Source organism: Corynebacterium sp. HMSC05D08 (genome assembly GCF_001807215.1).
In the GTDB taxonomy this organism is placed as follows: Bacteria; Actinomycetota; Actinomycetes; order Mycobacteriales; family Mycobacteriaceae; genus Corynebacterium; species Corynebacterium striatum.
In genome coordinates, this window is sequence record NZ_KV788310.1 from 68199 (window position 1) to 79371 (window position 11173).

Annotated in this window: 11 protein-coding genes and 4 tRNA genes; 14 read left to right on the forward strand and 1 reads right to left on the reverse strand. The window is 60.8% G+C overall.

Annotated features, from left to right (window positions below; genetic code table 11):
• The first annotated feature begins 13 nt into the window (after window positions 1-13).
• The 4 genes from menD to HMPREF3148_RS03305 are packed head-to-tail and all read left to right on the forward strand — an operon-like array spanning window position 14 to window position 4104.
• Window positions 14-1639: a 2-succinyl-5-enolpyruvyl-6-hydroxy-3-cyclohexene-1-carboxylic-acid synthase gene (menD, locus tag HMPREF3148_RS03290; protein ID WP_070508692.1), complete on the forward strand. Its 1626-nt coding sequence runs from the start codon at window positions 14-16 to the stop codon at window positions 1637-1639.
• Window positions 1640-1666: 27 nt separating this feature from the next.
• The gene (locus HMPREF3148_RS03295) at window positions 1667-2188 is read left to right on the forward strand and encodes a DUF3592 domain-containing protein (RefSeq protein ID WP_049062505.1); all 522 of its coding nucleotides are present in this window, start codon (window positions 1667-1669) and stop codon (window positions 2186-2188) included.
• A gap of 15 nt (window positions 2189-2203) precedes the next feature.
• On the forward strand, window positions 2204-3400 hold the full coding sequence (locus HMPREF3148_RS03300) for a glycosyltransferase family 4 protein (RefSeq protein WP_049062517.1): 1197 nt from the start codon (window positions 2204-2206) through the stop codon (window positions 3398-3400).
• An 11-nt stretch (window positions 3401-3411) separates the two neighbouring features.
• Window positions 3412-4104 carry a demethylmenaquinone methyltransferase gene (locus HMPREF3148_RS03305; RefSeq protein ID WP_005527665.1) on the forward strand — a complete coding sequence of 231 codons (693 nt, stop codon included), beginning with the start codon at window positions 3412-3414 and terminating at the stop codon, window positions 4102-4104.
• A 205-nt stretch (window positions 4105-4309) separates the two neighbouring features.
• On the opposite strand, the gene HMPREF3148_RS03310 is transcribed toward HMPREF3148_RS03305, so the two are convergent.
• Window positions 4310-5569 (reverse strand): geranylgeranyl reductase family protein, encoded by a 1260-nt coding sequence (locus HMPREF3148_RS03310; RefSeq protein WP_049146016.1) that lies wholly within the window; start codon window positions 5567-5569, stop codon window positions 4310-4312.
• Window positions 5570-5668: 99 nt separating this feature from the next.
• On the opposite strand from HMPREF3148_RS03310, the gene HMPREF3148_RS03315 reads away from it, so the two are divergent.
• From HMPREF3148_RS03315 to HMPREF3148_RS14120, 10 genes are all read left to right on the forward strand, one after another.
• Window positions 5669-6673, forward strand: coding sequence for a polyprenyl synthetase family protein (locus tag HMPREF3148_RS03315; RefSeq protein ID WP_005527667.1), 1005 nt, complete (start codon window positions 5669-5671; stop codon window positions 6671-6673).
• 98 nt (window positions 6674-6771) lie between these two features.
• Window positions 6772-6853 (forward strand) — tRNA-Tyr (locus HMPREF3148_RS03320).
• A gap of 288 nt (window positions 6854-7141) precedes the next feature.
• A tRNA-Thr gene (locus tag HMPREF3148_RS03325) sits at window positions 7142-7217 on the forward strand.
• Between the two features lie 31 nt (window positions 7218-7248).
• A tRNA-Met gene (locus HMPREF3148_RS03330) sits at window positions 7249-7320 on the forward strand.
• Window positions 7321-7452: 132 nt separating this feature from the next.
• Window positions 7453-7528: transfer RNA gene (locus HMPREF3148_RS03335), tRNA-Trp, on the forward strand.
• 25 nt (window positions 7529-7553) lie between these two features.
• Window positions 7554-7886: a preprotein translocase subunit SecE gene (gene secE, locus HMPREF3148_RS03340; RefSeq protein ID WP_005527668.1), complete on the forward strand. Its 333-nt coding sequence runs from the start codon at window positions 7554-7556 to the stop codon at window positions 7884-7886.
• Window positions 7887-8080: 194 nt separating this feature from the next.
• Entirely contained in the window at window positions 8081-8926 is an 846-nt protein-coding gene (gene nusG / locus HMPREF3148_RS03345) for a transcription termination/antitermination protein NusG (protein WP_070508695.1), read from the forward strand.
• Between the two features lie 206 nt (window positions 8927-9132).
• Window positions 9133-9576, forward strand: coding sequence for a 50S ribosomal protein L11 (gene rplK / locus HMPREF3148_RS03350; protein ID WP_005527670.1), 444 nt, complete (start codon window positions 9133-9135; stop codon window positions 9574-9576).
• Between the two features lie 103 nt (window positions 9577-9679).
• Window positions 9680-10384 carry a 50S ribosomal protein L1 gene (gene rplA, locus HMPREF3148_RS03355; RefSeq protein ID WP_005527671.1) on the forward strand — a complete coding sequence of 235 codons (705 nt, stop codon included), beginning with the start codon at window positions 9680-9682 and terminating at the stop codon, window positions 10382-10384.
• Between the two features lie 496 nt (window positions 10385-10880).
• Entirely contained in the window at window positions 10881-11147 is a 267-nt protein-coding gene (locus HMPREF3148_RS14120; protein WP_049151526.1) for a type I restriction-modification system subunit M N-terminal domain-containing protein, read from the forward strand.
• The last annotated feature ends 26 nt before the right edge of the window (window positions 11148-11173 follow it).

Consider the following 11173-nt stretch of genomic DNA (forward strand, 5'->3'; position numbering starts at 1 on the left):
ACTATGGGGCAGCATGACTGACTCCATGAAGCTGGCCGAGGCGGTGGCCGCTCAACTCGCGCGCCACCTTACTGACGTCATTATCTGTCCTGGTTCCCGCAACGCACCGCTCTCGCTGGCCTTGCTTGCACGCCAGGACATTCGCGTTCATACACGCCTCGACGAGCGCTCCGCCGCTTTTACCGCGCTGGGCATGGCCCGCGTGCAGCGCCGCCACGTGGGCGTGGTGATGACCTCCGGCACCGCCGTTGCCAATGCACTGCCCGCGATGGTCGAGGCCGCGCATTCTCACACACCGTTGGCCGTAATTAGCGCGGACCGCCCTGCGCGCCTCGTGGGCACCGGCGCCTCCCAGACCATTCAGCAGCAGGGCATTTTCGGCGTCTACGCCGAGACCACCCAGGTCACCGAGGTCGAGGACATCCCGTCGGTGGCTGAGCGTTTCACCAAAGACCACCAGGTTCACATCAACGTGGCGTTTGACGTGCCGCTTCTCGACGCCGAACTGCCCGCCACCCCCACCGACTTCACGCAACACAAAGCCCCGCTTCCGCGCCCGCTAAACCACGGCGAGGTGGCCGTGGACTTGAGCAAGAACACCCTCGTCATCGCCGGCGACGAAGCCTGGGAGGTCGAAGGCCTCGAGGACGTTCCCACCATCGCTGAGCCGACCGCGCCTGCACCGTATCACCCGGTGCACCCGGCAGCGGCGCACATCTTCCGCCGCGCCCAGGTCTCCGCCAACGACTACGTGGTCAACACCAAGGTCGAGCAGGTCATCGTGGTCGGACACCCCACGCTGCACCGCAGCGTGCTGGCCCTTATCAACGATCCAGACATCGACCTCATCGTGCTCTCCCGCACTGCTGACTTCACCAACCCACGCGGTGATGCCGCAACCTTGGGAACCACAGTCAAGGTTAGCGGTGAGCCTTCCCGCGAGTGGCTGAAGATCTGCCAGGGTGCAGCGCAGATGGCTTCCGACGCCGTCCGCGAGACCCTCGAAAATCCCGAGCTGGGCTTTACCGGACTGCACGTCGCGGCAGCGGTGGGAGACACGCTGTCTGTCGAGGACACCCTGGTCTTGGGCGCTTCCAATCCGGTGCGCGACGCCTCCCTGGTAGGCCTGCCTTTCGACGGTGTGGACACCTACTCGCCCCGCGGCGCCGCCGGCATCGACGGCACGGTCGCACAGGCAATGGGCGTGGCGCTGGCCACCCAGTCCCGCGAGGCAGACGCTTGGCGTGCCCCGCGCGTCGTCGCCTTGCTTGGCGACGTCACCTTCCTCCACGACGCCACCTCCCTCCTCATCCCGCAGGGAGAGGCATGCCCGGAGAACCTCACCATCGTCGTGGCAAACGACGACGGCTGCGGCATCTTCGAGCTGCTCGAGCAGGGTGCGGAGCCCTATCGCGCCTCCTTCGAGAAGGCTTTTGGAACGCCGCATGGGGTGGGCGTCGCCAAGCTGGCGGAAGCCTTTGGCGCAGACTACCGCGAGGCTAATACCGCGCAGGAGCTGCTGGATACCCTGGCTGAGCTGAAGGAGACCTCCGCGGGCGTGACCGTGGTGGAGGCGCACACCACCCGTGAGACGCGCCGCCAGCTGCAGGCTGAGATCACCGCGAAGGTCGGCAAGTAGGTGGGCGCTACACCAGCAAGGCTGCCGATGACCCCCAAAGCGGCGGTGGTCCCGCGATATACGCCAGCCGTGTATCGCCGCCGGCTGCACCAGCTCATCATCGCTTTGTATGTGGCCTCGCTGGTGGGCATGCTTGGAATGATTGTGGGCGCGTTTCTCAACGACCGCTCCATTGAATCAAACCCAGGGCGCGCGCTGGCCACGGTTACTGACGTCGGAATCACGCGTACCTCCGTGGACTTCCAAGACAACAAGGGCATCTATCATTCGCCTCAATCGGGGCTGCTGTATCCCACCGGACTGGGCGAGGGCCAGCAGGTGTGGGTGCTGTACTCCCGCGCGAACCCCGACCTAGTGAAGGTGGAGGGGCGCGAGTGGACGCTTTCACTGATTCCCGCGCTGTCCTCGATGTTTGTGGCTAGCCTCATCGCCGCCGGTGCATGGTGGGCGGTGGGCGTGAGCACCCGTGCAGCTGAGCGCCGGATGCAAATAAACGAGAATGTTAACCAAGATTTTCCGCAGGCTTCACCAGAAACCACAGTGGAATAGGGGATGATGGAACGCATGCGTGTTGCGATCGTGGCTGAGTCTTTTCTTCCAAACGTCAATGGAGTGACAAATTCTGTCTTGCGAGTGTTGGAGCACTTAGCAGACACCGGCCATGAGGCTCTGGTCATTGCTCCAGGTGCCCGTGAAGGCCAGGAAGAAATCGCAGACTACCTTGGGTTTCCCATCGTCCGCGTGCCAACCGTGCGCATTCCTCTCATCGACTCGCTCCCGGTCGGCGTGCCCACCACGGCGGTGGATGAGGCCCTGCGCGAGTTCAAGCCGGACATCATCCACCTGGCCAGCCCCTTCGTGCTGGGTGCGGCAGGAGCTTTCTCGGCGCGGCAGCTGCGCATTCCTTCTGTGGCCCTCTACCAAACCGACGTTGCCGGTTTTGCCACCAAGTACCACGCCTCCGCGTTGGCCTATGCCACATGGGAGTGGCTGCGCACCATTCATAACGCGTGCCAGATGACCTTGGCTCCGTCTTCCCTGACCATCAAGGACTTGGAAGATCACCACATCAAGAACGTGCGCCACTGGGGTCGTGGCGTGGACTCCGAGCGCTTCCACCCGGCGAAGCGCTCCGCAGCGCTGCGCCAGAAGTGGGGAGTGGGGGACAAGTTGGTCGTAGGCTTCGTTGGCCGCCTGGCTGCGGAGAAGGGCGTGCACCGCTTGGCTTCGCTCAACGACAGAAAAGATATCCAGCTGGTCATCGTCGGCGATGGTCCCGAGCGCCCGCTACTCGAGGTGCAGCTGCCCAGCGCAGTTTTCACCGGTGCGCTGGGTGGCGAGGAACTCGCCGCGGCCTATGCTTCCCTCGACGTCTTTGTGCACGCGGGTGAGTTCGAGACTTTCTGCCAGGCCATTCAGGAGGCGCAGGCTTCCGGCGTTCCGACCATCGGCCCGCGCGCGGGCGGCCCAGTCGATCTCATTGAAGAGGGCTACAACGGGCTGCTTCTCGACGTCGCGACCTTTGTCGAGGATCTGCCCAACGCCGTCGATGCGCTGCTGAATCCAGAAATTCACGCGGAGCTGCGCGAAAACGCTCGGCAGTCCATTTCGAATAAAACGTGGAAGGCACTGTGCGAGCAGCTTGTTGGCTACTACGAGGAAGTCTTGGAAGACACCCGCCGCGTGCCGCTAACCATCCTGGGCCAGCGCCCCGAGCTGCCGCGGTGGGCGGCGCGTGCCCTCGGTGCGCGAGTAGCCTAAACTAGCTATTTATGTCAAAGGCAGATCTCGATAAGAAGCCGTTCGACGTTGCGCAGATGTTCGACGCCGTCGGTGCCAAGTACGACATCACCAACACGGTGTTGTCCTTCGGCCAGGATAGGATTTGGCGCAAACGCACTCGTGAGCGCTTGGACCTTAAGCCAGGGGAGAAGGTCCTCGATCTAGCGGCAGGCACTGCGGTGTCCACCGAAGAGCTGTCCAAGTCCGGCGCATGGTGCGTGGCCTGCGACTTCTCTCGTGGAATGCTGGCGGCTGGCGCTGCGCGTGACGTGCCCAAGGTGGCGGGCGACGGCATGAAACTGCCTTTCGCGGACAATACCTTTGACGCGGTGACCATCTCCTATGGTCTGCGCAATATTCACGACTTTGAGCTCGGCCTGCGTGAGATGGCCCGCGTGACCAAGCCGGGCGGCCGCCTGGCAGTGGCGGAATTCTCCAAGCCGATCATCCCGGTCTTTGGCACCGTCTACAAGGAATACCTGACCCGCTTGCTGCCGCCGATTGCCAAGCTGGTTTCCTCCAACCCAGAGGCGTACGTCTACCTCGCTGAGTCGATCCGCGCCTGGCCGGACCAGGAAGAGTTGGCCGCCGCCATCAACCGCAATGGGTGGGAAGGCGCCGGCTGGAAGAATATGACCCTCGGAATCGTGGCCCTGCACTCGGCCACGAAGCCGCTGCACTAGGCCCCAGCAACGCTGGCTCCGGCCCCGCCGAGCTCTCTGCCGAGCACTCACTGAGCCCTCTGCTGAGCTTTCGCCAGGCTCCCCCGCAAAAGGTCCCTTTGGGGTGGTCCCTTTGGCGGTTTTAGGCGCTAAAAATGCCGCCAAATGGTTTCTTTACCCCCTAAACGGACCCGATCAAAGGGACCATTTGGAAAGGAGCGCGGGCCTAGAGCGAGTTCCACAGCGGCGTATCGCGGCGCGCTGCCGAAACCCCACGCCCAGCGAGCTTCCACGCCCGGGCGATGACGTCGCGGTCCTCGTCCGTGACTAGGTTTCCCATGAGTCGCGCCGCGGCAGGCATGAGCATTCGGCCCACCGGACCGCGCAGCGCCACCGGCCCCGCGAAGGGCAGGAACTGCGGATAGGTCAAAAGCCGCGCCGCGGTGCGCGCCAGGACGAAGGCCTCGCCGTAGTGGGCTCGCAAAAGATCCGGCCACGCCAGCGTGAAGTCCTTGGTGCCCAGCAGGGAGACGGCTAGCTGGGCTGTCTCCAAGCCATAATCGATGCCCTCGCCGTTGAGGGGATTGACGCAGGCGGCGGCGTCGCCAATGAGCATCCAGTTGGCGCCGGCCACGTTGGACACCGCGCCACCCATCGGAAGCAGGGCAGAGGCCACCTTCTCGATGTCGCCCAAGCCCCAGTCGGCGCGCTGGCTCTCGGCGTAGTGGGTAAGAAGCTTCTTCGTATTGATGCGGGCCGGGCGCTGTGCGGTAGACAAAGCTCCTAAACCAATGTTGACCTGACCCAATTCCTCGCCAAGCGGGAATATCCAGCCATAGCCTGGCTGCACACTTCCGTCCTGATCCTTGAGCTCTACGTGGGAGTGCATCCACGGCTCGCCCGCAGAGGTGGACGTGGCATAGCTGCGCGCCGCGATTCCGTAGACCTCATCCTGATGCCACTTGCGGCCCAACAACTTGCCAAACGTCGAGCGTACGCCGTCTGCCACGATGACCCACTTTGCGCGCACGGTCTGCTCGCCCACGCGGAAACTCGTCACGCGATTTCCTGCGAGCTCAGGGGCAGTCGCGGGGGTGCCCGTCCATACCGTGGCCCCAGCCGTGCGAGCGGCTTCGAAAAGCAGGTTGTCGAACTCGTGGCGCGGCAGTGCCGTTCCCACAGTCGTGGGGTAGCTGGACGGCCACGGGGCAGTGACGGACCCGCCATAGCCATGGAGCTTCAAACCCTTATTGCGATAAGACGAATTGACGTCCAAGCCCAATAGATCCAGCTGATGCATAGCGCGCGGGGTCAGGCCGTCGCCGCAGGTTTTGTCGCGGGGGAAGGGGGAAGCGTCGATAAGCAAGGCGTCGTAGCCTGCGTTAGTCGCGTGGATAGCGGCCGCGGAACCTGCTGGCCCTGCGCCGATGATGGCCACGTCTACGAGTTTTGCGTTATCGATATGCTCCGACATACGCACTATCATTGCACGGGTTATCCACCTTAAGTGTGTTTAGGGCCGTGGTATGGACTACGGTAAGTAATCGATTATCACTCGCATTTTTGAGTTAAAGGAACGCTGTTAATGTCTCACGGCCAAACTCATGCCACGCATGTGGACTTGGGTGACCCGCAGCTAAGCGAGCGCATTAGTGCTGGAATAGCTGCCGTCGAGGAACTGCTGCACCACGAGATCGATCGTGGGCAGGACTTCGTCAAAGAGAAGGTCAGCCACCTTTCGAGCGCCGGCGGAAAGCGCTTCCGCCCCATGATGGCGCTGCTTGCCTCGGAATTTGGCGCGCGTCCGGGCTCCCCCGAGGTGGTTAAGGCCGCCACGGTGGTGGAGATGGTGCACGTTGCAACCCTCTATCACGACGACGTCATGGATGAAGCCGAGCGTCGCCGCGGCGTGGAATCCGCAAACTTCCGCTGGACTAACTCGGTGGCCATCTTGGCTGGCGACGTCCTGCTCGCCCACGCCTCGCGCTTGATGTCCCAGCTGGACACACATACCGTCGAGCATTTCTCTGAAACCTTCGAGGAACTCGTGACCGGTCAGATGCGTGAGACCATCGGTGCGGGTGAGGCCAACGCCGTGGAACACTACATGGCGGTTATCCGTGAGAAGACTGCGGTTCTCATTGCTTCCGCGGGTTACCTGGGGGCCTATCATGCGGGTGCTACGCCGGAGCAGGCCGCGGCTCTGCGCCAGATTGGCGGCGCCATCGGCATGATCTTCCAGATCGTCGACGATATCATCGACATCTTCTCTGATTCCAAGGAATCGGGAAAGACTCCGGGGACTGACCTGCGCGAGGGCGTCTTTACCCTCCCGGTTCTCTACGCGCTGGAGGAAGAGGGCACCGTGGGTGACGAGCTGCGCGGCCTGCTTACGGGTCCGCTTGGCGACGACGCTTCCGTCGAGCGTGCCATCGAACTGCTGCGTCAGTCTGGTGGCCGTGAGAAGGCTATGAACGACGTCCACGGTTACCTGCGAGTGGTCGAGGAACAGCTCTCCGTCTTGCCGGAATGCGCAGCTAGCGAAGCTTTGCGTCAGCTGGCTGACTACACCGTGCGCCGCGTCGGCTAGCTGCCTTCGCATTAACGCTACGAAAGCCCCCGTGTCCTGCCGATTTGCACGACAACGGGGGCTTCGTAGTAAAGTACCTAATCGCACCTCAAGTGCACGCCAGGTTGCCCGAGCGGCCAAAGGGAGCGGACTGTAAATCCGCCGGCATTGCCTTCAGAAGTTCGAATCTTCTACCTGGCACAGATAAACCCCGTGGTTTCGACCACGGGGTTTCGTGGTTTTGCTAGCGCTGGGCAGATTCCAGGGAGCAGAATCCAGGGACCGCGCCTTCTTCCGTCGCGGCGTCGTCAAGCGTAGTGCTCGTTCAAGGCCTATGGAAAGCGCGAAAAGTGTGCAATCTAAAGCTTTAAAAAGCCCCATTTTTGTGGATTAAGCTGGCGATTTGTGTAACTAGAGTAAATCGGGTTAATCTTTTCAAGGCTTCAACGAGAGCGCAGCGAAGAAAACTTCGTTACTCAAAGAGGCTGTGCCCCCTTAGCTCAGTCGGCAGAGCGTTTCCATGGTAAGGAAAAGGTCGACAGTTCGATTCTGTCAGGGGGCTCCAATCATTTCTGCACCTTGGTGCACATGATTATGGCGGTGTAGCTCAGTGGTAGAGCAAGCGACTCATAATCGCTGTGTCGCGAGTTCAATTCTCGCCATCGCTACCGGGAAAGAAAGGCGCCCGTGATTGCGCGGGTGCTTTTTTACTACCGACTCCGGCCCAAGGGCTGGCGGTTTCTTAAGTAAATCGCCGTTCTGGTAGGGTTGTGCATGCTGTCTTTGGTAGACAAATGCATAGGGGCGTGGCGCAATTGGTAGCGCAACGGTCTCCAAAACCGTAGGTTGCAGGTTCGAGTCCTGTCGCCCCTGCCAAAACTTTTCCAAGGAGGAACCAGCTGTGAGCGATGAACAGCAGCCGATTAAGTCTGGCGCTGCACGCCCCACCGGTAAGCGTCAGCTCTCCGGTGTAGCTACCACCTCTTCCCAGTCGTATGCCGATAAGCGAGTTGTACGCGTAGAGGGCAAAAAAGATGACGCCACCGTTGGCGGCGGCGTGGCCGCTTTCCCGGGTGAAGTCGCATCCGAAATGAAGAAGGTTGTCTGGCCAACCACAAAGGAAATGGTGCAGTACACCCTCATTACCTTCGCCTTCCTCATCGTTCTGACTGCCCTTGTGTGGGGCGTCGACACGCTGACAGGCCTCGGAGTTGAGAAGATCCTCACTCCTTAGTAACCTGCCTAGCAGAAGCTTTTATCCCGCTGATTTCACTCGCAAAGGCGAGGGAAACGGCGGGATACTTTTTGCCCTTGTGTGCTTGCGGGGTGCTGGCGGTCGCGCCGGCATTCCACAGGTAGGCTGGGGCGCAGAAAACTGAGAGCGCCTGCTTGCTTCAAGCTCGCGCGCGACAAGATGGAGTAGAGACCATGAGCGACGAGAACAACGTCGAAACCCCAGAGACCTCCCTCGAAGCTGCTCTTATCGGCAGCGTCCAGGAGCAGGCAGCAGAAGCAGTGGCTGAGTCTGAGACCGCTACCGAAGAGGCATACACAGAGGCCGAGGATCAGTCCGCTCCGGCGGAGGAAGCTGCATCTGCTGAGGCCACCGAGGCCGCTCCTGCCGAGGACGATGACTACCGCCGTCGCCTACGCCAGTTCACCCGCGAGCTGAAGAAGCAGCCGGGCCAGTGGTACATCATCCAGTGCTACTCCGGCTACGAGAACAAGGTGAAGACCAACCTCGACATGCGTGCGCAGACGCTCGAGGTTGAGGACTCCATCTTCGAGGTTGTTGTTCCGGTCGAGCAGATCCTGGAAAACAAGGACGGCAAGAAGAAGATCGTCAAGCGCAAGCTGCTGCCGGGCTACGTCCTGGTCCGCATGGAGCTTAACGACGCCGCCTGGTCCGTCGTCCGCGAAACCCCCGGCGTTACCTCCTTCGTGGGCAACGAGGGCAATGCCACCCCGGTCAAGATCCGCGACGTCGCCAAGTTCCTCATGCCTAACGAGGCTGCACCGGAGGCAAAGTTTTCCGCGGGCGACCAAGACGGCGAGCAGGTCGTCGCAATGCCGGAGAAGGCTGCTGCGAAGGCTTACGCGCACGACTTCGAGGTCGGCGAGGCAGTCACCATCCTGTCTGGCCCGCTCGCATCCGTTTCCGCAACCATCTCCGAGATCGACCCAGAGACTGGCAAGATGCAGGGCCTGGTTTCCATCTTCGGCCGTGAGACTCCGGTAGAGCTTTCCCCGACCGAGATCGAGCGCATCTCCTAAAACCAGTTGCCGCGTAGCCTGGGAAAATGGCATGCTACGCGATTTGGTAGCAGGGCGCACGGTGTTCTAAGATAAAACGCCGTGCGCCTTTTGCGTGCACGGACAATTAAACGTTTCTCCCCGGTGGCCCACTGCAGGTGAGCATCCGGACGGGCGCTGTTATTCATCGTGGCAGCGCACCGGTAACACAGGAAAGAGGTAATTCGATGGCTCCGAAGAAGAAGGTTTCTGGCTTCATCAAGCTGCAGATCGAGGCTGGTGCTGCTAACCCGGCTCCGCCGGTTGGTCCGGCACTGGGTGCCCACGGCGTCAACATCATGGAGTTCTGCAAGGCTTACAACGCTGCGACTGAGTCCCAGCGCGGCAACGTTGTGCCTGTTGAGATCACCGTTTACGAGGATCGCTCCTTCGATTTCAAGCTGAAGACCCCGCCTGCTGCAAAGCTGCTGCTTAAGGCTGCTGGCATCAAGAAGGGCTCCGGCGTTCCTCACACCGACAAGGTCGGCTCTGTGACCTGGGAACAGTGCAAGGAGATTGCACAGACCAAGTTCGAGGATCTGAACGCACGCGACATCGACAACGGTGCACGCATCATCGCCGGTACTGCTCGCTCCATGGGCATCACCGTTGATGGCATCCCGGCCAAGTAAACAACTTCATCAAAAAGTGAGCGGCCATCTCGTGTGGTCGCTCGTGGTAGGGCCAGCTACGGCCCGCCAACACCACATCAATCCAAGAAAAGGAATTGCTTAAATGAGCACCAAGTCTAAGGCTTACAAGGCAGCAGCAGAGCTCGTCGACAAGTCCCGTCTGTACACTCCGCTCGAGGCCTCCAAGCTGGCCAAGGAGACCTCCTCCAAGAACTTCGACGCTACCGTCGACGTCGTCTTCCGCCTGGGCGTTGACCCACGTAAGGCTGACCAGCTGGTTCGCGGCACCGTTTCCCTGCCTAACGGCACCGGTAAGGACGTTCGCGTCGCAGTTTTCGCTGAGGGCGAAAAGGCTGAGGCCGCTAAGGCTGCAGGCGCTGACATCGTCGGCACCGACGAGCTGATCGCTGCTATCAACGAGGGCAACATCGACTTCGACGTTGCTATCGCTACCCCGGACCAGATGGCTAAGGTTGGCCGCGTTGCTCGCGTCCTCGGCCCGCGTGGTCTGATGCCGAACCCGAAGACCGGCACCGTTACCGCTGACGTTGCAAAGGCTATTTCCGACGTCAAGGGCGGCAAGATCTCCTTCCGCGTTGACAAGGCTTCCAATCTGCACGCAATCCTGGGTAAGGCTTCCTTCGACGCAGAGAAGATCGCTGAGAACTACGGCGCTCTGTACGACGAGATCCTGCGTCTGAAGCCGTCCTCCTCCAAGGGTGTTTACGTCAAGAAGGTAACCATCTCCACCACCTCTGGTCCTGGTATCCCGGTTGACGCTTCTGTTCAGAAGAACTACGCAGAGTAATTCTTGCGTGAATAGCACTCGCCACTGTGCGAGACGCTGACTGCCGAAGGCTCCGACTCTTGGTCGGAGCCTTCTTTATTTTCCCTTATGAGTCCCAGATGCCAGGAAACTCGCAGGAACACTCAGGCGACTTACAGGTTTATTTTATTGTCTAGCAAGTTCCATGCCCCATACTTATGTAGTGCGTTTGAGAGAGGCGCATGAGAGATAGAGAGAACACCCTGAGCTTTGCAGGGCGCGACGGCCTGAGAAACCGTTGCGATAGCCAAAGCGCATAGAGAGACACCGTGGGCCCCGACCAGAAGGTCGGGGCCCACGGTGTTTTCGTAGTTTTGTAAGCTGGGCTGGCGACGAGGTGCGCCATTTAGCCCACTGCCCAGACTAGCCCCGCCCGTTCCAGCGCCCGCCAGGACCAACCAGGACCTAGCATGTCCGTTCGAGGCTTCGCCGGAGCGGGAACCCAAGAATGTATGGTCCTCTTTTTAGACTCGTGAACATGATTACTGGCACTGTAAAATCTCAAGTAGACACCATCTGGAATGCCTTTTGGCCGGGTGGCGTTTCGAATCCGATTACCGTCATTGAACAGTTCACCTACCTGCTGTTTATGCGCCAACTCGATGACCGTCAGCGCACCGCTGAGAAGGCCGCGAACCTGCTGGGTGGGGAACCCGATCCAAGTCAGATGTTCTATGATGCGGAACATCGCCACCTTCGCTTCAGCGAGATGGCTGCCTTTGACTCGCCAGAGGAACGGGCCTGAACCCCGGAAAGTGGACACGTCGGGGG